Below are 23126 nucleotides of genomic sequence, written 5' to 3'. Positions count from 1 at the left end.
TTGCCGGGTTTGCCCGGCGAGTGAAGCGAAGCCCGGTGGACACGGTTCGGTAGGCTACGCCGCATGGGGAACACACAGACGCCTGAAGGGGCGGACTACGACTACTACCGGCGGCCGGCAGACGGCATTGATCGGGACTGGGAGCGACAGCCCGCTGTGCACATTGTCGATGACGGCGCCGCCCCCGGTGCGGTGCCTGGCTCTGCCGGGGCAGACGGCGATGCGCGGGAGGCCGCGGCGCCGGCGTCTGTGAAGACCGCGGGTTCGCAGCCGGACACGCTGCCGTTCTGGCGGCGGTTCAACGTTGCGCTGGCGGCAGCGTGGATTCTGATTGGGCTGCTGCTGGCGGCGGGGCTGGCACGGTTTACCGGGGTTCTGCCCCCGGCACAAATGCTCTTCGATCCTTCGGGGAACAGCATTACTCCTCCCCAGGGCGTGATCGTCATGAATCTTCAAAGCATGGGGGCGATGCCGTTCCTGTTCGGACTTATCGGGGCGTTCACTCTGCTGACGGTGCAGGCTGCCGGGTACCAGCGGAAGCGGTAACGGCTTCTGCCCTGCCGTCCCCGCGGGGGCTGTTGCAGGAAATCCTGCTGTTATGGGCGGGTGCAGGACAAGGCCAGCGACGGCGGCCCAAGCCCTGCTGTTCTCCTCCCTAGACCACCCGCGCTTCGATCAGCACGGGGCCTTCCGCTTCCAGGGCCTTCCGGTAGGCGGCTGCGAACTCTTCCCGGGTTGTAGTGCGGGTTCCCGGGACGCCGTAGCCCTCGGCCAGGGACACGAAATTGATGCCGCCGAGCGTCAGTCCCGGTACGTCCGGCACGCCCATGCGTTCGGCGAATCCTGCCAGTGCACCGTAGCCGGAGTTGTTCACGATGATGAAGACCGTCCGTGTTCCATGCTGGGCTGCCGTGTAGAGGGCGCTGATGCCGTAGTTGGCGGACCCGTCCCCAACGGTGGCGACGACGGTCGCGTCCGGCTTGGCCAGCGCTATGCCCACGGCGGCCGGCAGCCCGAAGCCGAGTCCGCCGGAGGCAGGGAAGTGGTACATCCCCGGGCGGTCCATGGCGACCCGTTCCAGATAGTCCAGGTCCAGGGTGGTGGTCTCGTTGACGTAGACGACGTCGTCACGGACCTGTTCGTTTAGGACCTCCAGGATCTCGGTGCCCGTCATACCATGCGGCGAGGTGGCCGCCGCGGGCAGCTCACGGGCGGACCGGCGGACTCCCCGGTCCTGCACGTTTTCGGCCAGGACGGCGACGGCCGCAGCGATGTCTGCCACTACGGCGCGGCCAAAGGGTGCGCGGGTGGCTTCGGATGGGTCCTGGGTCAGCTGCCAGACCTGCGTTCCGGGATCGAGGTAGTTCGAGGGCTCCCAGCGGTGATAGCGGAACACGGGGGCTCCGATCACCAGCACGGTGTCATGGCCGGAGAGCCGGCGGCGGACGGAATCGATGCCGGGAACCATCACGCCGCCAAAGTTCGGATGAGTGGTGGGGAAGGGGCCGCGCGGAGGGGACGGGGCGACGTAAACGGTCGCGTTGAGGCGCTCGGCCAGGCGCACCACCTGGGAGTAAACCTCCGGATCCTTGATGGCGGCGGCGTCCACTTGGGGGCCGAGTATCAGGGCCGGGTCCCGGCCCTGATCGACGGCGTTGACCAGCTCATCGGCCAGATCCGCGGGGAGGCCGCCGGCCACGGTCACGGACCGGGAGGTGAGCAGGTCGTCGTCGGGAAGGGCCGGCTGCGCCCAGTCGTCCAGGGGAACGGAGACATAAACCGGGCCCTGCGGATGAGTCGTAGCCTCCAGTACGGCCTGGGAGAGGGCGCGCGGAACGTCAGTGGCCGAGAGCGGCTCGTGGGCGTATTTGGTCAGGGGATACGTCAGCATGCCGGCATCCGCGTTTGCGAGCATGGTCTCCTGGCCTACTGTGCGGCGAACCTGCTGGCCGGCCAGCAGCACCAGCGGAACATGCGAGTAGTGTGCGTTCGTCAGGGCTCCCATGGCGTTTCCGGTTCCGGAGGCAGCATGCAGATTCACCAGGACCGGCTGACCCGTAGCCCGGGCGTACCCCTCCGCCATCCCCACGACCACCTGTTCGTGCAGGCCCAGAACGAATGTGAAGTCCCCGCCCAGGCCTGCCAGGAACGGCAGCTCGTTGGACCCGGGGTTGCCGAAGATGGTGGTCATCCCGTGGGCCCGGAACACGTTTGCCGAGGCCTGCAGGACGGTGGTTTCTTCGTTGTTCAAGTTTCTCCTCGAGACTGCAGTGCCGCGTTGGTGGCGTGTCCTTCGCGGTGCGGGTCCTGCGCTGCAGCGGTGGGTCCTTATGTGTTTGCCATCACATTCTGGCATGAGCTGTGCGTCTCGGGTTGCGGTGTTACGGGGTGCATGGCGGGGCCGGCTCTGGGTTAGCGCTATAGATTCTTCGGGACATCTAAGGAGGAGTCTGTTTGGCTGTCGAAGAAGGTGCACCTGGAGGAGAACCGGGTGGATGCTGATGAACGGCGGGGTGGTAGGGAACAGCGGGAGCTAGCAAGCACAGTTCATGCCCTCCAATGGAGCGACCAGAGGCAACTGCGAGGTGGCCCGGCGAGTGCAAACTCTGTCAAAGAGTAGAGTGCTGATAACTTTTAGGGATGCGTGAAGAGAAAGCGGTACTCAGCGCTCTGAGAGAGTTCGTGAAGGAGCGGGAATGGGAACAATTTCATACGCCTGAGAACCTTGCGAAGAGCATCAGCATTGAATCCGCCGAGCTCCTCGAATGTTTCCAGTGGGGCGACGCCGATTTAGCGTCTGCTAAAGATGAATTGGCGGATGTCCTGACCTACTGTCTCCTGTTAGCTGACCGTCTCAACCTTGAGCCCGGCACGATCGTCATGGAAAAACTATCGAGGACCCGGGAGAAATACCCCATAGCCCAAGCCCGTGGTAGAAGTGAGAAATATGACCGGCTTTAGGCTGGACAAGTTCTCTCTCGACTCTGAGGTAGTCCGGGCATGGGGTGAGGCAGACCCCCTCCATCGAAACTGGCCCGTGGTATATGTAATGAACAACGACACCGAAGTTTACGTGGGGGAATCGCTCAATGCGGAGGGTCGGATGCGGCAGCACCTCGCATCCAGCGATAAGCGAAGGTTAAAGTGGGCGCGTGTCGTCCTGGATTCGACTTTCAACAAGTCCGCGTGCCTGGACCTAGAATCGTTTCTGATCCGAATGTTCTCGGGTGAGGGCCGGCTAAAAGTGCTTAATCACAACGCCGGCATCACCGATTCTGACTACTACAACCGAGCCACTTACAAGGACACATTCGATCGTGTGTTTGAAATGCTGCGGTCACAGGAGCATCTTTTCCAACGTACACTGCCCGAAATAATCAACAGCGACCTGTTCAAGCTGTCTCCTTTCAAGGCGCTCAACCATGATCAGGCCCTGGCCGTCGAAGATATCTTAGAAGGACTCTTCGAAGACCTTGAACAGAGTCGATCCAACACCGTCGTTGTCCAAGGTCTGCCTGGAACGGGAAAAACGGTCGTAGCGATCTATCTCATAAAGTTACTGAAGGACATAGCAGGCCATGACCCGAAGGATCCGCTCGATCATGATTCCATTTTCAGTGATTTCTTCACCGCGGGCCATGCCGAGCTGCTGAACTCCCTGAGGATCGGGCTGGTCGTACCTCAGCAATCACTACGTGACTCTATTGCCAGAGTGTTCGCACTGACTCCTGGACTCCACAAGAATCTTGTACTCACACCGTTCCAGGTCGGTGAAAGCAAGGAGCGTTTCGATTTGCTTATTGTCGATGAAGCCCACCGCCTGAATCAACGAGCAAACCAGGCTTCCGGGAGTCTCAACAAGAAGTTTGCGCAAATCAACGAAAACCTCTTCGGAGCGGATGATCCTAACCTCACGCAGCTGGACTGGATTCGACAGCAGAGTAAAACCAATATCCTCATGCTAGATGCCGGACAGAGCGTACGGCCAGCGGATCTTCCCGCAGCCTTGACCACATCTCTTCTAGAGGAAGCGTCAGCCAACGGCCGCATATACCGTTTACGTTCCCAAATGAGGATATCTGCGGACCAGGATTACGTTGGCTATGTACGAGCGATCCTAAGCAGCGCACCACCACAGTCTGCGGAACGTTTCGATGGTTACGATCTGCGCTTCTTCGCCGATCTGGGAACAATGAAGCGTGAAATACTTCAGAGAGACAGCGAGTACGGCTTGTCTCGTATGGTAGCAGGCTATGCGTGGCCATGGCGAAGTAAAACTGACAAGGCTGCGTTCGATATCGAAATGGACGGCGAGAAACTTCGCTGGAACTCTACTCAGAGAGATTGGATCAATCGCCCCGGTTCTGAGAATGAGGTTGGGTCAATTCATACCGTTCAGGGGTATGACTTAAACTATGCGGGAGTCATCATAGGGGAGGACCTCCGGTACGACCCCACTAGTGGTAGGACTGTTTTTGATCGCGCCAAGTACTTCGACGTAAAGGGACGCGAGAACAATTCTAAGCGGGGCATCACCTACGACGATGATGACATCCTCCACTACGTGAGAAACATCTACGCGGTGCTCCTTACCCGTGGAATCTTAGGCACCTACGTGTATGTCTGTGACCCGGCCCTGCGTGAGTACCTTAGGTATTACTTCCAACCGGATTCCGCTTGAAGGACGCCGGGGTGACGGTTTCTTTGCACGGGGTGCAGTAGGACAGCGGTTTGTGATGTTCCGCAGGTAGCCTAAAGAGGTGAATATTCCTGGGGGAAACAGAGACCTGGACCACGGTCTTTATGAGGCGCTGAGCACTCGAGAGCTGCAGGACCTTCTGGGCACGGCTCCTGGACTCCGCGCATCATTCAGCCAGGTCTCCGACGATGAGTCACCGGAGCTTCTGGCGGCACACATAGCAGGCCACGCACGGGAAGTGCTCGCAAAAGCTAACCCGGAGGACCGGGTGGCGCTTGCCAATACGATTCTCGCGGGCATTTGTGCAGACCGTGTAGAACCAGGCCCCACCCAGCTCCTGTCCCTCTTCCCACCGGACTCCCTGAAGCGCCGCCAGGTCAGACGCCCGTCCACGCCTCTGCGCAAACCGGCCCTCCTGACCAACGGAAAGGATGATCCCAACCTCGCCGCAGAACTACGCGCAGAAATGGGCTCCGCGAACAGCGTCGACCTGCTGTGCGCGTTCATCCGCTGGACGGGTCTGCGGCTCCTTGAATCAGCCCTCGAAGATGCATGCGACCGCATCCCCATCCGGGTCATCACCAGCACCTACATGGGCGCCACAGAACGGCGAGCGATCGATGAGCTGGTCCTCAAGTACGGCGCGGAAGTCCGGATCAACTACGAAACCCACGCAACCCGCCTCCATGCCAAAGCCTGGCTATTCCGTCGGAACACCGGCTTCGACACGGCCTACGTCGGCAGCTCAAACCTGAGTGCCCCCGCGATGCTGGACGGCCTCGAATGGAACGTGAAGCTCTCCTCTGTCGGCACACCGGACCTGCTCCGCAAATTCGAGATCACCTTCGACAGCTACTGGGAGCAGCCGGCCTTCCAACCATACGATCCAGCAGTGGACGGCGACCGCCTCGACGCCGCACTGGCCCGCAACGGCGGCCGGCAGACCGCCAGACCAGACAGCACCACGGGACTGGAGATCCAGCCGTACCTTCACCAGCAGGAAATGCTGGAGAACCTCGACGCGGCGCGCAACGTCGACGACCAGCATCGAAACCTGCTGGTGGCCGCCACGGGAACCGGCAAAACGGTCATCGCTGCATTGGATTACAAGCGGCTCTGCCAAGCGGAAGGCCGTGAGCTGTCCCTGCTCTTCGTCGCCCATCGCCAGGAGATCCTCAAACAGTCACTGCGCACCTATCGGGACGTCATGCAACGCGGTTCCTTCGGCGAGCTCTATGTCGGTGACCACAAGCCCGCGCAGTGGAAGAAGGTCTTCGCGAGCGTGCAGTCACTGGCCGCGCTGGGACTGGACAAGCTCGATCCGCGGCAGTTCGACGTCGTCGTCATCGATGAGTTCCACCATGCCGAGGCGCCCACCTACCGACGGCTGCTGGACCATCTTCAGCCACAGGAACTTCTGGGGCTGACAGCAACTCCGGAGCGCGGCGACGGGATCAACGTGGCTGATCAGTTCTTCGGGGGACGCATCGCCGGTGAGCTGCGGCTGTGGGACGCTCTCGACGCCGATCTCCTCGTCCCGTTCCATTACTTCGGTGTGACGGACGACGTCGACCTCAGCCACGTGGAGTGGAAGCGCGGGAGCTATGACATCACCCAGCTGGACACGCTCTACACCGGCAACGACGCCCGCGCGGCCAAGGTCATCGCTGAACTCCGCGACAAGGTGACGAGCACCAGCGATATGCGGGCGATAGGGTTCTGTGTCTCGGTGCAGCACGCGCATTACATGGCAGAGGTTTTCAACCGCGCCGGCATCGCGTCGCTGGCGGTCTCCGGTGAGACGCCCGAGGAGGAACGTGCCGCAGCCCTGCGCAGACTTCGGGACCGGGAGCTGAACTGCCTCTTCGCCGTCGACCTCTTCAACGAAGGCCTCGACCTACCGGAGATCGATACGATTATGCTGCTGCGGCCCACGCAGAGCGCGACTGTGTTTATTCAGCAGCTTGGCCGCGGCCTGCGGCGGGCGAAGGGCAAGTCAGTCCTTACGGTGCTGGACTACATCGGCCAGCAGCGCCGGGAGTTCCGGTTCGACGCCAAGCTGAAAGCCCTCACAGGTCTTCGGCGCAAAGCCCTGGAGAAGGCTGTGGAGGACGGGTTCCCCTACCTGCCGTCCGGATCTCAGATCATCCTGGACCGAGTGGCGCAGCAGACCGTGCTGGCCAACATCCGGGACCAGCTCCGGGTCAGCCGCAAGCAGCTAGTGGCCGAAGTTCGGTCCTACGGCGAGCACCTGCTGGAGGACTATCTCCGGGAATCTGGACGGGACCTGCCCGACGTGTACCGCAAAACGGGGGATTCCTGGACCTCACTGATCCGCGAAGCCGGGCTGGTGGACATCAGACAAACGCACGACGTCGTACTGGCCTCCCATCTGAACGAGACTTCAGCGCTGGAAGAGGACCTGCTGCGCCGGATGACCGCGATGCTCTGCATCGATGATCCTGAGCGGGCGGAGACCTACACGAACCTGGTCTCGGAGAATGCGCCCCGCTACGACGAGCTGAGTGACCGGGAGCAGATGCTGGCCCGGATGCTCTTCTTTGCGCTGTGGCCGAATGGGGGAGGGCACACGTCGTACGACGCCGGACTCGATTTCCTGCGCAGCTATCCGCTGGTCTGTGCGGAGATCCGGCAGTTGGCTGCCCTGGGTGTGCAGCGTTCCGGGTATGCGCCCAAGGGGCTCGGCTTGGGCCTGCAGCAGATCCCGCTGTACTCGCACGCCACCTACCGGCGCGAGGAAGTCCTGGCCGCGCTGGGGTACTTCGCGCTCGGCGGCAAGACCAGCCACCGGGAAGGTGTCGCTTGGTGTGCGGAGACGAAGACCGACGCGTTCTTCGTGACGTTGGAGAAGGATGAAAAAGAACGCGCGGCGTCCATCATGTACAAGGACTATGCGATGAGTCCGGAGGTTTTTCACTGGGAGTCGCAGAACGCGACGTCTCCCGAAAGCACGACCGGCCAGCGGTACATCAACCATAAGGCTCTGGAATCGAAGGTTCTGCTTTTCGCCCGCCCTCGGCAGCGCGATGAGAACGGGATGACGATGCCGTACACCTGCCTCGGGCAGCTGGACTACATGTCGCATTCCGGGTCGAAGCCGGTCGGCATTGTGTGGAAGCTGCACCGGCCGATGCCAGTGGATGTTTATGTCAAGGCTCGTGCTGCGGCGCCGTAGTCAGCGGTGAATTCACGGGTCAACGAGAACGCGGAGTCTTGGCACCGAAAGCCAGCATGAGGATTAGCTAAAGGGCGATGATGCGCTGGAGGACTCCGGACTGGTCTTCAGCTGGGGCAAGCCTTATCAACTCACGGACATACTCCGCGGCTATCGCATGGTCCGTTTGAGCCGCAACAGTAGTGTAAAAATCACCAAGTACCTCGGGTACGAGTGCTGAAAGATCAGTTTTCCTAGGTGTTTGTAATCGGAGTCCTGTGAGGACGTGGGGCAACGAGCTTGAGTCAATCCATTTTTGTTCAAGCAGCGTTGAAAACCAAAAGCGGAGGTTGGCTTCCGCAGTTGGAGTATCTGGCGAAACTGAATCCAACCAGGATGCGACAGATGAGACCCAGATCTGAACGGCTTCCGGATCTTCTGCACAATGCTGCAACGCCTGGAGCACAAAGTGGATTTGTTGTTTCGGAGTAGCCGTGGGCCCCGACTCCGAAATGGCTGCCGCGGTTCCCAAAGGTTTCCACCCATCCATCTCTGCCGCTAGCTCCATAACTGATGAGTTAAATTGGATGCCGGCGTAATAGTGGTGGATGAGCCTGGCTTCGTATGCGTCTACGCCGTTCACACTAAGAAAGCCATTCCTTCGGAAAGATTCCAGCAAAGCTGTAGTTCCGAAGGATGGAACACCAGCATCCGCGGCCAGCCCTCGTAGCACCCTGTCGTCGCACCAAAACGGCAAGCCGAGCTTCTTGGCAAGGTCTAGTGAAAGCAGCCATCGAAACTCTTTGTCTGTGGACTTCAAACGGGGTAGTTCTGTAGTCTGTGGGTGTGGGACTGATATGAGTTCCCTCCCAATGGACAACAGGATGGTGGCCCGATTCCACCGAGTTTCTGCCTCTTCCTCCGAGATCTCGTAGATTCTCGGGCGACCCGAGACTGCGTCTATACCGATGGAGGCCGTGCTCCTGGGGGAAAGACTGCGGACCGCGCCCTGAGCATCATGGATCGCTTCGGTTGGCGTGACTCCGGAGGAGAACAACCCCAACCACTCTCGCGCAATTTCTGCTCCGAGAATGGTGAACGTGTTAAGCGCAGTCGTGTCGATGACCACCCGTTTATTCAAGTTTTTCCCAATAACTTCAATTTCGTTCTCTAGATTTAAAAGGTCACCTGCGAAGACTTTACCAGCACCCCGAACGAGGCAAACTTCAGCGTAGCTCTTGCCAGATAAATGAGTTGCGAGCCCTAGTGGTAGTTCTCCTTTTAGGATGGGCTCCATTGCCTCGTGTCGGCTGGTTGGATCAGGCAGCATTGTCTTGATTGATTCAAAGGGGTTGCCCTCATCTACGCTGACTGCTCGTATTAGAGAACTCTCCGGGAAGTCAGCAATAAAGTTGGCAAGGAGTTCCTGGTAGAGTCGGACTTGATCCTCAGTTTCCGGTTTCGCGTTGGAATGCATCATAGAGAGGACTATCCCGGCACGCAATTGTTCGTTTTCTGGCCAATGCTGAGCCAGGCTTGCGGCCGGACGGATGTATCCCAAATCAAGAGCATAGCGAGAGTGCAACTGCAGCCAAATCTTGGCATCGCCAGGATTGCGTGGACTTGGCGCTCCTAGGCGTTCGAAGCTTTCCCAAGCCCCTTGATAGTCGGACGTCATGAATTGACATGTTATAAATGTCCATTGGGCGTCGCCTGAGTTAGGTTCGACCTCCAGGAGCCTTGTTGCCTCGATAAGTGCTTCGTCCCACTGCCTTTCCGTACTGCGACTTTCAATGAGGATCATCCGGGCATTCTTCACGCCTAGCCAGGCCGTTCCTCCCACCCGAATAGCTTGCTCGGCAGCCTCGATTGCTCGGCCTCGTTGTTCGGCCTGAACCCAGATCTCTGCAGCCTTCAACCAGGCTTCCGGATCGTTCCACCGTCCTCCACCTGTCTCTGCCACGTCTGCAGCTGAAGCGTAGTCCTTACGGGAGATGTAATAGAACATGAGCCCGTGGAAGACTTGCCGCGAGGTTGCCGCTCGTGCCCTTGCCTTTTGTAAGGCGCCGGGAAGCACCCGGATGAGTGCGGAGATTAGATCGATGTCGGCGACATCGGAGCCGTAGTCCGCCGTTACCCAAGCTGGCCATTCAGGGGCGTACCCGTGATGAGCAAGCCGCAATCCAACGTTGAGGGCGTCCGTCGGGTCTGACGTAGACGCCAGAGCGCTAGTCCAAAAGGGAATAGCCGATTCAAAGCCGGACTCGTTCTCAGTGAGAATTGCGTCTATGTAGTCCCTGCTTGGGCCTACCGGAACAAGGACAGCCAGGTCGCGGGCGCGCTGATCCATACCCAGCTCCGCCGCTGTTCGCGCTGTCTCGGTAAGCACTTGGACGTCTGACGCCTCTCGTAGGGTTGCAGAGCCTTCCGGCTCTACAGTTCCGGTTCGCCAGGCTCGCTCCGGGGACCCAAGTAATCTGTAGGCGCTAATCATTGTAAGTACAGCCTCGGCGCTGTCACCTCCCCACGTGCGTCTTGATGTGCGCACGGCCTTAGCAAGCTCAAGGGCCCTAGCGAGATCCCTCATGAAGTTTGGGTGTTGGCGGGACGACCCTCTTCGGACAAGCAGTTTCGCGGCGTAAAGTGCGCACTCTGAGCTCCCGTGCTCAGAGTGCCCTTCGAGGGCGACGGCGATAGCGCGATCCTCATCGTCAATAGCAGCAAGGGACTGTGCCAAGATAAGCTTCTTCGTCGCATGGTCTTCTTGCGATACAGGTTTCCAAGTCTGAATTTCTTCGATCGCTGCATGATGCGATCCGTTCAGCTCAGACCAGAGGGCCGTGCTGAGAGGATGATCTTTTGCTTGCCCTAACTTTTTCCTGGCTTCCTCGAGGGAAAGTGGTGCGGCGAGGGCCGCCTTGGCGACCCAATAGGAACGTGGCGAGGCGCCACCGGCAATTGCCTCATGGAGAAACTTTTGTGCCGCTTCCACTGCTCCATAATCCTTTGCCGCAGAAGACAGCCAACAGAGAACGGGAACGGGGGCATCGACCAGCCAAGAGGGCCTGTTAGCCGCCCAATCATGGAAAAGCTGGTTGCGGTCCTCAGCCGTAACGACCGCCGCTAACACACGCGAAAGGGCCGGCCACTGTTTATGAACCTGGTGCGCTTCCTCTGCGCGGTATGCACTCAGCAGGGCACAATTAGCCTCGATGTCCAACGTGTTGAGACTGCTCACGTGGAGCTTGGATACTTCGCTGGTCACATGTTTACGCGTGGCTTCACCCTCGAAACGTGATGCTTCAGATGGGGGAAGACTACGCACATAGGCATCCGCGATAATGGCGAGTAGCTCGGGAACCATGTCAGAACGACTTTGGCCATCGGGCTTAATGCAGTCTTGAAGCGCAGGTGCCACCTCATTCATGCGCTCCGTTGTTGGTGAGTTGAAGAGCTCGAAGATTCGCCATTCATCGATGAAATTCCGAAGGGCAAAGTACCGGACTTCGATGCCGGATTTCTTTGCTCTTCTTCTAGATTCGAAGGCAACACGCCATGATCTAATGAGTCCCGGCACGGAGGCTCCTGCGGCACGCCCGGCAAGCGACGCCAGAGCCTTAAAAACGATTGCCCAATCCATGCCACGCCTCTCCATAACCGTGCAACTCGGTGAATCCGAGATCACCTCGACAATCAATCTGAATCACAAGGCTATCGCCCGCCCCTTCGGCAATGCGGACGTCTGGCAGATACGCCATGCACATATTGCACTCAGACGGTTTTTTGGGGGCGGGAGAGTAGTCCAACGGGGATCTTTCCAGGCAGGATGCCAAGGGCTAACGTTCCCGTGTCCTGTAGGTTCTGCCCCGAGGCCACTGGAGGACCAAGTGCACGAAACAAGATGGCCAAGACAGATACCTCGCATCCTTCGATGCGCGAATCAGTCCCGGTCATCGACCAGCACCGCTGCGTGCTGGCTGTAACTCTTGACGGCCTCACGAAGAAGAAGTCCGACGGCACCCAGTCTCGTCCAAGATCACGCTGCTCGGATTGGTAAAGTATGCCGCCTTCGTGGAAGGGGTCTGGATCGGCCAAGCAATCACTAGAGAGTCGCGGCCGAACTCGAGCTGATCCTGGTCGCCTGTCCCGGGAAGAACTAGTCCCGCACACGCTTCCCGCCGGCACGGCCCACACCTGTCGCACAGAACACATCCCAGCACCCGCGAATCCGTGTATACGCTGTAAACAACACGACTAAAATTCGAACCATGAGCACCAGAACCTTCCCGCACCTGATGGCCACGGGCCGCATTGGTCCGATGGAAACCCCCAACCGCATCGTCCTGCCGGCCATGGACATGAACGTCTCCGAGCACGGCGAGATCGAACAGACCGAGATTGACCACTACGTGGCCCGCGCCAAAGGCGGCGCAGGCCTGATCATCACCGGCGCCTGCGCCATCGCGTTCCCCGTCGGCGCAGCGTCGATGAAAGAACCGGGGCTCTCCGATGACAAGTACATTCCCGGCCTGAAAGCCCTCGCCGACGCGATCCACGCGGCAGGCAGCAAGCTCTGCATCCAGTCCACGCACCACGGCAAGGTAGCCCGCGTCGATGTCGCCAATGACCGCGCGGTCCTCGCCCCGAACCAGCCGGACTACAGCTACGACATGTCCGCCCTGGCAGACAGCACCCGCGAAGAACTCGGCAAGATGGGTGCCGCGACCGCGGGCAAGCAGACCACCTACAAGGAGATGACCCAGGAGGATATCGACTGGCTCATTCAGACCTGGGCCGACGCCGCCGAACGCATCGCGAAGGCCGGAGCCGACGCAATCGAGATCCACGCCGCCCACGGCTACATCCTGGGCGTCTTCCTGAACCAGCGGGACAACAAGCGCACCGACGCCTACGGCGGATCCCTCGCCAACCGTGCCCGCCTGGCCTGCGAAGTCATCGCCGCCGTCAAGGCACGCGTCAGCAACAAGCTGGCCATCCTTGTCCGCGTCGCCGGCGAAGAATACGGCCAGGAAGGCGGCCTCACCCGCGACGAAGCGATCGAAGCGTCCAAGCTCTTCGAGGAGGCCGGAGCGGACGCAGTCCACGTCACCGGCTGGGGCCGGAACCCGTTCGACAACTTCACTGACGGCCCGCTGCCCAACAAGGTCGGCGCATACCTGGAGAACGCCGCCGCGATCAAGGAAGCGGTGAATGTCCCGGTCATCGCCGTCGGCCGTATGCTTCCGGAGATTTCCGAAAAGGCCATCGCCGAAGGGAAGATCGACTACGCCGCCATGGGCCGCCAGCTGCTCGCCGACCCCGAACTGCCCAACAAACTGCGCGAGGGCAGATTCAGTGAGGTGCGCCCCTGCATCAACTGCTACCTCTGCGTCGCCGAGAACTTCTTCGACGACACCCCGTTCTGCGCCGTCAACCCGGCCCTCGGGAACGAAGCCGTCCTTCCGCTCAAGCCCGCCTCGCAGGCCAAGCACGTGCTCGTCGTCGGCGCCGGCCCTGCGGGCCTGGAAAGCGCGCGCGTGCTGACCGAGCGCGGCCACCGCGTCACCGTGATCGACAAGTCCGACCGCCTGGGCGGCACCATGTGGTTCTCCACCATGACGACGCCGGACAACGAGCGCCTGCTGCGCTGGTTCAAGGCCGAGATCAAGCGGCTGCGCATCGCGGTCAAACTGAACACCCCTGCCACCGTCGACACGATCCGGGCGCTGAACCCGGACCACGTCATTGTGGCCACCGGCGCGGTCCGCCCCAAGCCGGACTTCCCGGGCGGCGACCTGCCGATCGTGCAGACCGGCGACACCCTGCGCGCCATGATGCTCGGCACCGCCACAGCCGAGGAAGCGGGTGCCGTGCTGAGCACCCTGGGCAAGATGGGCCGGCTTTCCGGCGTGACCAAGAGCCCCGAGTTCGTCCGCTAGTTCACCAAGTTCTGGCTGCCTATGGGCAAGGACGTGGTGGTGATCGGCGGCTCCCTGGTGGGCCTGGAACTGGCAGAATTCCTCGCCGAACGCGGACGCCGCGTCACCCTGCTGCACGAAAAGCAGCAGCTCGGCCTGCCGCTGGCCATGCCGCGCCGCTGGACCGCGGTCAGCGACGCAAAGAAGCACGGCGTGCAGATCCACCGCAACGCCGTGATCACCCGCATCACCGAGAAGTCCGTGGAATGGGCGGTGGGGGAGGAGTCCTTCTCCGCGCCCGCTGCCATGGTGGTCTACGCGGACGGCACGACGTCGGCAGCCCCGCTCGCGGACGAGCTGCGGAATGCGGGCATCCCCTGCGACGTCGTCGGTGACGCCGGCGCGGTCAACTACATCCACGGCGCCATCCACTCGTCGTGGAAGGTGACCACGGAGCTCTAGGGTTTCCGCCCTGCCGGGGGCCGTATCAGGGTGTTCGCCGGTCCCCGGCTGCGGGGGAGTGGCGAAGCTGTTTCTGGATTGCAGGCAGCATGACCTCGACGGCAGCCGAGGTGATTTCTTCGACGCGATCCTGTGGAAGCCGGCCGCGGGCTGCAAGTGAACTTAGGCCTTCCAGCATGCCGGTCAGCAAGTAGGGAAGCGGCCCCGGCGCCTGGGGATCTGTTTCCCCCAGCAGCTGTGCTCCGAGGGTGAAGAACCTGGCCGCCGATTGCGCCGCCGCACCGCCCGTTCCAGGGTTCAGGTCACGGGAGAACATGAGCTCCATCAACGCCGCGTTGGCTAGGGCAAAGCGGACATGGGTATGCGAATAGACGCTCAACCGCTCGTGCAGATCCGTAGGTGCGTCGGCCGACTCCAACGCCGCGGTGAGTTCATCGAACCCCTTAGCGGCTATCGCATCCAACAGCGCCTCCCGGTCAGGAAAATGCCTCAACGGCGCTGCGTGGCTCACTCCGGCCCGCCGTGCCAGCTCCCTGAGCGTCACGGCCGCCACTCCCCGCTCCGCCAACACCAGCCGGCCCTCCTCGAGAAGGACCTGGCGCAGCGACCCGTGGTGATACGGCGTGGTGGACATTTCCTCATTCTAACGTGATGTAGACATTGACAACAATATTTACAGTGTCTACTTTGAGCCCATGATGCTTTCACGATCTTCTTTGCTTCCCACACCCGCCCCTGCGGAGGGACATCGCTCAATGTCCGGGCGCACGGTTCTCATCACCGGTGCGACGAGCGGCATCGGGCGCGCCACGGCCATTGCTCTGGCCGCCGCTGGTGCCCGCCTGATATTGGCCGTGCGGGATACCGCCAAAGGTGAGGCCCTAGCCAGAGAACTGGGAGGCAAGCATGAGGTTCGGGCATTGGATCTCGCCGATCTGGCCTCCGTGCGCCGCTTCGCGCAGAGTACTGCCGAGCCAATCGACACTCTGGTGAACAACGCGGGCGTCGCCTCGTCCACGCTCCAACGCACCACCGACGGCTTCGAGCTGCAGTTCGGAACCAACCACCTGGGCCACTTCCTCCTGACAACATTGCTGCTGCCGCAAATTGCCGCCCGGGTGGTCACCGTGGCCTCCCAGGCAGAACGCGCCAGCCGTCTCGACCTCGAGGACCTGAACTGGGAGCAGCGTGATTTCCGGGCGGGGCGCGCCTACGCCGATTCAAAACTGGCCAACCTGCTGTTTACTGCCGAACTGGACCGCCGGCTGCGGGCCGCCGGCTCACCCGTGCAGGCAATGGCAGCCCACCCCGGCCTGGTGGTCACCGCAATCTACGATGATCCCCAGCGACGCCGCGCCAGCGTGTGGGACCGACTCCTCCCGCTTGCGGGCCAGCAGCCCGCCCAAGGAGCGCTGCCGGTGCTGCTCGCCGTCACGGGGGACCTGCCCGATGCGACATTCACCGGCCCCCGCCACCTCATGCACATGCGCGGCGGAGCCCAGGTCATTGGACGGTCCCGCCGCGCCAAGGATCCCGTGCTCTCGCGGCGGCTCTGGACCGCCTCCGAGCAACTGACAGCTCAAGGTACTGCAGCGCCCCGCGATCCTGCGCACAAGTGACAAGTGACAAGTGACAAGTGACAAGTGGCCGGTGTCGCCGGAAGCCGGACCCGCAGCAGTCCACACCCCCACAAAAAACGGGCCGGACCCGGTCCCCGCCCGGACCCCGCCGCAGCCCGGATTCGGACCCCGTCCTGACGTCTGCGAGGATGGGGAACCCGCCGCGCTGCCAGCAGGTGCGGTACATGCTGTACATTCCGGCCACGGCACCGACGCAGTCCACATCCTGAGGAGAACTCCATGCTTCCCCCAACCTCCGCACCAGACGCCTCCAGCTACGGGGTGTACTCGGAGGTGGGCAAGCTGCGCAAGGTCCTCGTCTGCGCTCCCGGCCTGGCGCACGAACGGCTCACGCCGAGCAACCGCGAAGACCTGCTCTTCGACGACGTGATGTGGGTTGAAAACGCCCAGCGGGACCACGCCGACTTCGTCACCAAAATGACGGACCGCGGCGTCGACGTCGTTGAACTGCATGACCTGCTCGGCGCCACCATGGACCTGCCCGACGCGCGGGCCTGGCTGCTGGACCGCCGCATCGTCGCCAATCGGGTGGGCCTGGGACTGGTGGCCGGCACCCGGGCCTTCCTGGACTCGCTGTCCGGCACGGCCCTGGCGCGGATCCTGATTGGCGGGCTCACGACGTCGGACCTCCCCTCCGACTACCTCTCCGGCTACGCGGGGCTGGTGCGGGACTCCGTGGGCCGGCCCGAATACCTGCTCCCGCCGCTGCCGAACACGCTCTACACCCGGGACACCACGTGCTGGATCAACGGCGGCCTGACGCTGAACCCGCTGTACTGGCCGGCACGCCACGACGAAACCCTCCTGATGCAGGCGATCTACCGGTTCCATCCCGACTACACCGGCTCCAAAATCTGGTGGGGAGACGCGGAACAGGACTGGGGGCAGGCGTCCCTGGAAGGCGGAGACGTGATGCCCGCAGGCAACGGCACCGTGCTGGTGGGCATGAGTGAGCGCACCTCCCGCCAGGCCATCACGCAGCTGGCACAGGCACTGTTCCAGGCGGAGTCCGCCGAACGGATTGTGGTGGCCGGCATGCCAAAGCTGCGCGCGGCCATGCATCTGGACACGGTGTTTACCTTCGCGGACCGTGACCTGGCCACCATCCATCCGGCCATCGTGGACGGCATCCATGCCTTCACCATCCACCCCTCGGACAAGAACCCCGGACTGGAAGTACGCGACGAGCGGGACCGCCGCTTCGTGGACGTCGTGGCCGAAGCGATGGGCCACAGGCGGCTGCGGCTGGTGGAAACCGCCGGTGACTTCCCGGCCTCCGAACGCCAGCAGTGGGACAGCGCGAACAACGCCGTCGCCCTGGAGCCGGGCGTGGTGCTCACCTATGACCGCAACACCCAGACCAATGCCGCGCTGCGCAACGCCGGCGTGGAAGTAATTCCGATTGTGGGCGCCGAGCTGGGCCGCGGCCGCGGCGGCGGGCACTGCATGACCTGCCCGATCATCCGCGACCCGCTGGACTAGCCCGAGTCCCCGGCTAAGCCAGTGCCCGGCCAACCCGGGCATATCGCGGCCAGCTGCCCTCCAGTGCTGCCGCGGACGGCGGTTCGGCTCTACCATCGGCGGTATGAAACGCGCCGGCCCCCTGGATGTGGTGGACGTCTTCGCCTACACCGTGGTGCTGGGACTGTTCGTGCAGTTCTTTCCCGCAGTGATCGCGGAGTCCTTCCTGATCACCCTGCTCACCGCCGTGCTGTTGAAACTGGCGCTGGAGGCAGTGGTCTGGGCCAAGACCCGGCTGCTGCGGCGGGTGAAATCCGGCCCGCCGGGCGCGGCACGGATCATCAGCGCGGCAACATTGCTGCTGGTGCTGCCCGGCAGCAAGTTCCTGGTCCTGGAGCTCACGGCGCTGGTGTTCCGCGGGTACGTGCAGCTGGGCGGATTCTTCCCGGTGACGGCGCTCATTGTGGTGCTGATGCTCGCCCGGGCCGGCGCCCGGCGGTTCCTGGAACCCCGCGCTGCTCGCGGAAACGCTCCGCAGGAACGTTAGCCGAACAGCTCCTGCTCCAGTGCATCAATCTCCGCCGTCATGGAGGCCTTCAGTGCGGCCTTCTCCGGATCCGGGAGCCAGCAGGCATCCACGCCGGCCAGCGCGGACTTCCGCAGCCAGGCCCGGTCCAGTCCCAGGTCATCGACGGCGATCCGGTATTCGTTGGCCAGGGTGGTGGGGAACATGCCCGGATCATCGGACGCGAGGATCACGTTCAGGCCGGCGTCCACCATGGCCTTGATCGAGGCGCGGCGCCACGGCCGCCAGGACCGGCGGGAGGTGGTGAAGATGCCGGTGAACGGAACCTGCTCCTCGCGCATCCGGGCGATCACGGCGTCGTCCTCCATGACAAAGTAGCCGTGGTCAATCCGGTCGCAGCCCAGCACATCCAGGCAGGTGATGGTGTTGACAGCCACCGGAGCATGCTCGGAGGAATGCGCGGTGCGCTTCAGCCCACCCCGGCCGGCGAGCTGGTAGGCCGCCTCGAACCGCTCCGGCGGCCCGGCCGTTTCAAGGTTGTCCAGGCCGATGCCCACCACATACTCATGCGGGGCGTTCAGGATCTGCTGGACCCGGCGCACGGCGTAGGCGCCGTCCTTGCTGCGGTCGATGCCGACAATCAGCCGGCCGCTCATACCGAAGTCCCGTTCGGCCCTCCGGATGCCCTCCGCATAGGCCTCAATGCAGCCGGCGTACCCCAGTTCCTTCAGGGCGGGGGGAACGTCATCGATGAACAGTTCCAGGTGCCGGGTGTTGCTGGTGCGGTGCGCCGCTTCGAAGGCTTCGTAGGTGATGCGGGTCAGGTCTTCCGCTTCGGTCAGGGCCTGCATGACCCAGTCCGAGGCCTGGAAGAGCGAATACCGGTCGCCGGAGGGGTCCAGTGAGTAGTCCTCCACGATCGGAATCCGGGCATTCTCATACGGCGTGAAGTCCCGCATCACCGAGGAAATGTTCGCGAAGATCATCTCCGGATCCTCCGGCAGCACCATCCCGGCCTTGGCGGCCAGATCAGCAAACGTGGAAGCACGCACGGTGCCGATGAGGTGGCAGTGCAGGTCCGTTTTCGGAATCCGGGCAGCGAACTGCTGCAGGGCTGTGGACTCGGTGGCTGCTGCTGTCTCGGAAGAGGTCTCGGTGGTCATGCGTCCTGGCTTTCAGTGCTGCGGTAAAGACGGAAAATGCTGGCAAAAAACGAACGGGTTCCGGTTCCGGCGCGACGGCCGGAACCGGAACCCGCCGGCACTACTTGGAGGAAGCTTCCCGGGCAAAGCGGTCAACCCAGGTGTCGTAGTTGGCCACGATGGTGGGGAAATCCAGGGTGGAGAACCCGGCAGCGATCGGATCCTGCGCAATGTCGCCCACCACGGCGGTCAGCGAATCCGGAACGGTGGCTTCCGGGTTCACCGGCAGGTCGCCCACCAGCTCGGCCGAAGCGGTCTGCGCCTCGGTGGAGAGCAGGTAGTCGATGAACTCGTGTGCGGCATCCACGTTTTTGGCGCCCGAGGGGATCAGCACCCGGTTGGTGGCCATGTAGCGGCCTTCATCCGTGGCGGTCCAGGCCACCGGCTCGCCGTTTTCGATCAGGTCCGTGGCGAAACCGTTCAGCGTGGGGGATGCCACGATCTCGCCCTGCACCAGCAGGTTGGTGATTTCGGTGGAGGAGGAGACGAACTTCAGGATGTTCGGGGACCAGCCGCCAATCGCCTCCAGCGCCGCATCGATGTCATACGGATCCTGGCCGTAGGTGTCCGCCACCCCGGTCACGGAGAGCTGGCCGCCGGTGGTGGAGATGTCCGGGAAGGCTACCCGGCCGGCGTAGTCGGAGTTCCCGTAGAGGTCCCAGCTGGCGGCTTCCTCAGCGGAGACGTCCCCGGTGCGGTACAGCACGCCGTTGAGCTGGTAGCTGTAGGACGGGCCGGAGAAGTCATCGGAGACGGCGAAGTCCGCGATGTTCTCCAGGTTGGGGATCTTCTCCGCGTCCACGGCCTGGAACAGGTCCTTCTCTTCGCCCATGGCGGCGTAGAAGTCGGACATCAGCATCACGTCCACGCCGGAGTCACCGCCGGCCAGTTCCAGCGAGGAGAGCCGGTCAGCGTTGGAGCCGGTCTCGATTTCAACGGTGATGCCGGTCTTGTCCTCGAAAGGCTTCACCACGGCTTCCTCGAACGCTTCAGCGCCGAACGGGAAAGCGCTGAGCACCAGGGTCTTGGAATCCCCGTCGGCGGAAGAATCCGAGCCGCAGCCGGACAGGAGCAGCGCAGCGGCGACGGCGGCAACGGAGAATTTCGCTGCACGGTTGCGGGGGAGGGACATGGGGATTTCCTTTCGGTGGTACCCGGCACAGCTGTGCCGCGTAGGTTCAGGGCAATACAGGGATGGGGAAAGGACGGAAGGCGCCGGTTGGGGGAGAACTCGGCGCCTCCCGTCCGGTCTAGGCGGCGGAGGGAACGACGTCGGCGGGCAGCGCCACGATGTCCCCGCCGGAGGCGGTGACCCGCACCGGGTCGCCGGGGCGAAGCGCGGGCAGGGCCGCGCTCTGCGAGTTGCGGTGCACGGAGACCTTCAGCAGCGTTCCGGCAGCGTCCACGGTGAGGATCTCGTCCGTTCCGCGGTAGGCCACCGAGGTGACCACAGCAGGAACATCCAGCCCGCCGGCGTCGTGCACCTGGTTCGCGGAGGCGAGGTGCAGGTGCTCCGGACGGATGGTCACCAGGCCGCGGCCGGGCAGCTCCAGGAAGTTCTCGTAGCCCAGGAAGTCGGCGACGAAGCGGCTGGCCGGCGCGGTAAACACCTCGGACGGGGAGCCCGTCTGCTCGATCCTGCCGGCACGCATCACCACCATTGAGTCGGACATTTCCAGGGCCTCGTCCTGGTCATGCGTCACCAGCACCACGGTCAGGCCGGTTTCGGCCTGGATGCGGCGGATCTCGGCGCGCATCTGCACGCGCAGCCGGGCATCGAGGTTGGAGAGCGGCTCATCCAGCAGCAGCAGCCGCGGGCGGATGGCGATGGCCCGGGCCAGAGCCACGCGCTGCTGCTGCCCGCCGGACAGCGCCTTGGGCTTGCGGCCGGCCAGGTGTCCCAGCCCCACCATGTCCAGGCACTCGGCGATGCGGGCTTTGCGCTCCGGAGCGGGAACCTTGCGCAGCTTCAGGCCGTACCCCACGTTGTCCGCGATGCTCAGGTGCGGGAAGAGGGCGTAGGACTGGAACACCATGCCCAGGTTCCGCTTCTCCGGCGGCAGCCGGGTGGCATCGGAGCCGCCGATGATGATCTGCCCCGCGGTGGGCTGCAGGTACCCGGCGAGCATCCGCAGGCTGGTGGTCTTGCCGCAGCCGCTGGGGCCCAGGAGGGTGGTGAGCTTGCCCTCCTCGATCTGGAGGTTGATGGAGTCCACGGCCAGGGAGGAGCCGTAGTTCTGGCTCACGTTCACGAATTCTGCTGCGGGCGTGCTCACGAGTTGATACCTCCGAAGATTTTGGCGAAGCCCACGGTCCGCTCGGCAATAATGGCGATGACGACTGTTCCGGCCATGATCAGCGTGGACATGGCGGCAATCATGGGGTCGTAGGACTGCTGGACGTAATCCAGCATGGTGATGGGGAAGGTGCTGAAGTCCCGGCTCTGCAGCAGCAGGGACAGCGGAACGTTGTTGAACGAGGTGATGAAGCTCAGCAGCGCCGCGGAAATCAGGCCCGGGCGCATCAGCGGCAGCGTCACGGTGCGGAAGGTGTGCAGCGGCGTCGCCCCCAGCCCGCGGGCCGCGTCTTCAACGCTGAGGTCGCTGAGCACCAGGGTGGAACCGGTGACCCGGACGGTGTACGGCATGAGGATCACCACGTGCCCCAGCAGCAGCACCCAGAAGGTGTCCGCCCGCAGCGCGATCACCAGCTGCTGGTACAGCGCCAGGCCAATCACCAGCTCCGGCACGATCAGCGGCGAAGCGAAGAACGTCTGCACCGCGCCCTTCGCGGCGAACCGGCTGCGGGCAATGGCCAGGGCTGCCGGCACACCGAGCAGCAGGGCCAGCACGGTGGCAACCACGGCCAGCAGCAGCGACGAGACAAGCGAATCCATGAACGGCGCGTAGGAGAGCGCCTTTTCGAACCACTGCAGGGAGAAGCCCGACGGCGGGAAGGCCAGGGAGCGTCCGGCGGTGAAGGAAGTCAGGACGACGAACAGGATCGGCACGATCATCACGAGGTAGCCGATCACCGCGAGGCTGAGCAGGACTGGACGGGTTCTCATTCGACCTTTCCCTTACGTGATCCGAGGGCGGAGGACAGGCCGGAGACCGCGAAGACCAGCACGGTCATGATCAGGGCCGTGGCCGAGGCCGCTTCCCAGTTCACGGTCACGGAGGAATAGGTGAACAGCTGGGTGGAGAGCACCCGCTGTCCGGTGCCGCCGAGCAGGTACGGGGTGGTGTAGGCGGTGGCCGCGCCGGCAAAGACCAGCGTGGCGGCCACCACGACGCCGGGCAGGGAGAGCGGCACCACCACGCTCCACAGCGTGCGGGTGCGGGAAGCGCCCAGGCCGCGGGCGGCGTCGTCGAGGTTCTTGTCCACCTGCGCGATCGCGGAATAGCAGGTGATGATGGCCAGCGGCAGGAACAGCTGCAGCATGCCCAGGATCACGGCCAGCGGCGTGTAGAGCAGCTGCGGTCCGCGCTCGCTGAGGCCCAGCCAGACGATCAGCTGGCCCACGGCGCCGTTGCTGCCCAGGATCACCAGCCAGCCGAACGTGCGCACCACGTTGCTCAGCAGCAGCGGGAAGATGGCCAGGGCCAGCCAGACCCCGGCAAAGCGCGAGGTGGAACGGGCCAGCAGGAACGCGATGGGGAAGCCAAGGAGAATGCACAGCGCCGTAACGGTGAGCCCGAAGAACAGCGTGCGGCCAATGATGGCGAGGTCATAGGGGTCGCCAAGCATCTGCCAGAGACGGGCGAACACCTCACCCGGACCGGTGCCGGGCGGGCTGAAGAGCATTACCAGCGCCGGGATGGCGAATCCCAGCACCAGAACTACGGCCCCCGGCGCAAGCAGGAGCTTGGGTCTGCGCAGCATAAAGCGATATCCCCGAATCCGAATGGAGTGATGAAACCGGTTGTGGAACCGATTGCACCCTAGCCTAGTAGGATCGTGTTTCGGCATTGTTACCGAACTTCACAGGCAGTCGTGTTCCCACGTCACGGCTAAGATGACGGGCTAGGGAGAGGGGGAAC

Annotated in this window: 18 protein-coding genes; 10 read left to right on the top strand and 8 right to left on the bottom strand. The window is 62.9% G+C overall.

Features of this window, described 5'->3' with window-relative positions:
* Window positions 1–63 precede the first annotated feature (63 nt).
* The gene (locus ITX31_RS04060) at window positions 64–546 is read left to right on the top strand and encodes a hypothetical protein (RefSeq protein WP_194782162.1); all 483 of its coding nucleotides are present in this window, start codon (window positions 64–66) and stop codon (window positions 544–546) included.
* Window positions 547–655: 109 nt separating this feature from the next.
* On the opposite strand, the gene mdlC is transcribed toward ITX31_RS04060, so the two are convergent.
* Window positions 656–2251 carry a benzoylformate decarboxylase gene (mdlC, locus tag ITX31_RS04055; RefSeq protein ID WP_228528943.1) on the bottom strand — a complete coding sequence of 532 codons (1596 nt, stop codon included), beginning with the start codon at window positions 2249–2251 and terminating at the stop codon, window positions 656–658.
* Window positions 2252–2640: 389 nt separating this feature from the next.
* Here mdlC and ITX31_RS04050 point away from each other — a divergent pair, with 389 nt between their 5' ends.
* The 3 genes from ITX31_RS04050 (at window position 2641) to ITX31_RS04040 (ending at window position 7895) form a co-directional block, all read left to right on the top strand.
* Window positions 2641–2961, top strand: a complete 321-nt coding sequence (locus ITX31_RS04050) for a nucleotide pyrophosphohydrolase (RefSeq protein ID WP_194782160.1) — start codon at window positions 2641–2643, stop codon at window positions 2959–2961.
* A gap of 88 nt (window positions 2962–3049) precedes the next feature.
* Window positions 3050–4681: a DNA/RNA helicase domain-containing protein gene (locus ITX31_RS04045; RefSeq protein WP_228528942.1), complete on the top strand. Its 1632-nt coding sequence runs from the start codon at window positions 3050–3052 to the stop codon at window positions 4679–4681.
* A gap of 79 nt (window positions 4682–4760) precedes the next feature.
* Window positions 4761–7895 carry a DUF3427 domain-containing protein gene (locus ITX31_RS04040; RefSeq protein ID WP_323745576.1) on the top strand — a complete coding sequence of 1045 codons (3135 nt, stop codon included), beginning with the start codon at window positions 4761–4763 and terminating at the stop codon, window positions 7893–7895.
* A 67-nt stretch (window positions 7896–7962) separates the two neighbouring features.
* On the opposite strand, the gene ITX31_RS04035 is transcribed toward ITX31_RS04040, so the two are convergent.
* Entirely contained in the window at window positions 7963–11514 is a 3552-nt protein-coding gene (locus tag ITX31_RS04035) for a PIN domain-containing protein (RefSeq protein WP_194782158.1), read from the bottom strand.
* Between the two features lie 410 nt (window positions 11515–11924).
* On the opposite strand from ITX31_RS04035, the gene ITX31_RS16140 reads away from it, so the two are divergent.
* From ITX31_RS16140 to ITX31_RS15770, 3 genes are all read left to right on the top strand, one after another.
* Window positions 11925–12005: a hypothetical protein gene (locus ITX31_RS16140; RefSeq protein ID WP_416354784.1), complete on the top strand. Its 81-nt coding sequence runs from the start codon at window positions 11925–11927 to the stop codon at window positions 12003–12005.
* 137 nt (window positions 12006–12142) lie between these two features.
* Complete coding sequence (locus ITX31_RS04025; protein WP_228528941.1) at window positions 12143–13813, top strand: FAD-dependent oxidoreductase; 1671 nt, start codon at window positions 12143–12145, stop codon at window positions 13811–13813.
* A 21-nt stretch (window positions 13814–13834) separates the two neighbouring features.
* Window positions 13835–14254: an FAD-dependent oxidoreductase gene (locus tag ITX31_RS15770; protein WP_228528940.1), complete on the top strand. Its 420-nt coding sequence runs from the start codon at window positions 13835–13837 to the stop codon at window positions 14252–14254.
* A gap of 25 nt (window positions 14255–14279) precedes the next feature.
* On the opposite strand, the gene ITX31_RS04020 is transcribed toward ITX31_RS15770, so the two are convergent.
* Window positions 14280–14888 carry a TetR/AcrR family transcriptional regulator gene (locus tag ITX31_RS04020; protein ID WP_194782157.1) on the bottom strand — a complete coding sequence of 203 codons (609 nt, stop codon included), beginning with the start codon at window positions 14886–14888 and terminating at the stop codon, window positions 14280–14282.
* A 121-nt stretch (window positions 14889–15009) separates the two neighbouring features.
* Here ITX31_RS04020 and ITX31_RS04015 point away from each other — a divergent pair, with 121 nt between their 5' ends.
* The 3 genes from ITX31_RS04015 (at window position 15010) to ITX31_RS04005 (ending at window position 17902) form a co-directional block, all read left to right on the top strand.
* Complete coding sequence (locus ITX31_RS04015) at window positions 15010–15873, top strand: SDR family NAD(P)-dependent oxidoreductase (RefSeq protein ID WP_194782156.1); 864 nt, start codon at window positions 15010–15012, stop codon at window positions 15871–15873.
* A 240-nt stretch (window positions 15874–16113) separates the two neighbouring features.
* The gene (locus tag ITX31_RS04010) at window positions 16114–17376 is read left to right on the top strand and encodes an arginine deiminase (RefSeq protein ID WP_194782155.1); all 1263 of its coding nucleotides are present in this window, start codon (window positions 16114–16116) and stop codon (window positions 17374–17376) included.
* 103 nt (window positions 17377–17479) lie between these two features.
* Entirely contained in the window at window positions 17480–17902 is a 423-nt protein-coding gene (locus ITX31_RS04005; protein ID WP_194782154.1) for a hypothetical protein, read from the top strand.
* On the opposite strand, the gene ITX31_RS04000 is transcribed toward ITX31_RS04005, so the two are convergent.
* From ITX31_RS04000 to ITX31_RS03980, 5 genes are all read right to left on the bottom strand, one after another.
* Window positions 17899–19044 carry an adenosine deaminase family protein gene (locus ITX31_RS04000; protein ID WP_194782153.1) on the bottom strand — a complete coding sequence of 382 codons (1146 nt, stop codon included), beginning with the start codon at window positions 19042–19044 and terminating at the stop codon, window positions 17899–17901. The two genes, ITX31_RS04005 and ITX31_RS04000, sit on opposite strands and share 4 nt — an antisense overlap.
* A 100-nt stretch (window positions 19045–19144) precedes the next feature.
* On the bottom strand, window positions 19145–20215 hold the full coding sequence (locus ITX31_RS03995; protein WP_194782152.1) for an ABC transporter substrate-binding protein: 1071 nt from the start codon (window positions 20213–20215) through the stop codon (window positions 19145–19147).
* 118 nt (window positions 20216–20333) lie between these two features.
* A complete protein-coding gene (locus ITX31_RS03990; RefSeq protein WP_194782151.1) occupies window positions 20334–21359 on the bottom strand; it encodes an ABC transporter ATP-binding protein in 1026 nt (341 codons plus the stop codon).
* Window positions 21356–22150, bottom strand: coding sequence for an ABC transporter permease (locus tag ITX31_RS03985; protein WP_194782150.1), 795 nt, complete (start codon window positions 22148–22150; stop codon window positions 21356–21358). Before ITX31_RS03985 ends, ITX31_RS03990 begins: the two co-directional genes overlap by 4 nt.
* Complete coding sequence (locus ITX31_RS03980) at window positions 22147–22968, bottom strand: ABC transporter permease (protein WP_194782149.1); 822 nt, start codon at window positions 22966–22968, stop codon at window positions 22147–22149. Before ITX31_RS03980 ends, ITX31_RS03985 begins: the two co-directional genes overlap by 4 nt.
* Window positions 22969–23126 lie beyond the last annotated feature (158 nt).

The organism is Arthrobacter gandavensis (assembly GCF_015355785.1).
Taxonomy (GTDB): domain Bacteria; phylum Actinomycetota; class Actinomycetes; order Actinomycetales; family Micrococcaceae; genus Arthrobacter_B; species Arthrobacter_B gandavensis_A.
Note: the sequence above shows the minus strand (reverse complement) of the source record. Positions and strands in the feature narration are given on the sequence as shown.

Bases quoted from the DNA above. Each gene is read 5' to 3' on its own strand.
- ITX31_RS04060 (WP_194782162.1), top strand. From the start codon at position 64: ATGGGGAACACACAGACGCCTGAAGGGGCGGACTACGACTACTACCGG.
- ITX31_RS04050 (WP_194782160.1), top strand. From the start codon at position 2,641: ATGCGTGAAGAGAAAGCGGTACTCAGCGCTCTGAGAGAGTTCGTGAAG.
- ITX31_RS04045 (WP_228528942.1), top strand. From the start codon at position 3,050: ATGAACAACGACACCGAAGTTTACGTGGGGGAATCGCTCAATGCGGAG.
- ITX31_RS04035 (WP_194782158.1), bottom strand. From the start codon at position 11,514: ATGGATTGGGCAATCGTTTTTAAGGCTCTGGCGTCGCTTGCCGGGCGT.
- ITX31_RS04025 (WP_228528941.1), top strand. From the start codon at position 12,143: ATGAGCACCAGAACCTTCCCGCACCTGATGGCCACGGGCCGCATTGGT.
- ITX31_RS15770 (WP_228528940.1), top strand. From the start codon at position 13,835: ATGGGCAAGGACGTGGTGGTGATCGGCGGCTCCCTGGTGGGCCTGGAA.
- ITX31_RS04020 (WP_194782157.1), bottom strand. From the start codon at position 14,888: ATGTCCACCACGCCGTATCACCACGGGTCGCTGCGCCAGGTCCTTCTC.
- ITX31_RS04015 (WP_194782156.1), top strand. From the start codon at position 15,010: ATGTCCGGGCGCACGGTTCTCATCACCGGTGCGACGAGCGGCATCGGG.
- ITX31_RS04010 (WP_194782155.1), top strand. From the start codon at position 16,114: ATGCTTCCCCCAACCTCCGCACCAGACGCCTCCAGCTACGGGGTGTAC.
- ITX31_RS04005 (WP_194782154.1), top strand. From the start codon at position 17,480: ATGAAACGCGCCGGCCCCCTGGATGTGGTGGACGTCTTCGCCTACACC.
- ITX31_RS04000 (WP_194782153.1), bottom strand. From the start codon at position 19,044: ATGACCACCGAGACCTCTTCCGAGACAGCAGCAGCCACCGAGTCCACA.
- ITX31_RS03995 (WP_194782152.1), bottom strand. From the start codon at position 20,215: ATGTCCCTCCCCCGCAACCGTGCAGCGAAATTCTCCGTTGCCGCCGTC.
- ITX31_RS03985 (WP_194782150.1), bottom strand. From the start codon at position 22,150: ATGAGAACCCGTCCAGTCCTGCTCAGCCTCGCGGTGATCGGCTACCTC.
- ITX31_RS03980 (WP_194782149.1), bottom strand. From the start codon at position 22,968: ATGCTGCGCAGACCCAAGCTCCTGCTTGCGCCGGGGGCCGTAGTTCTG.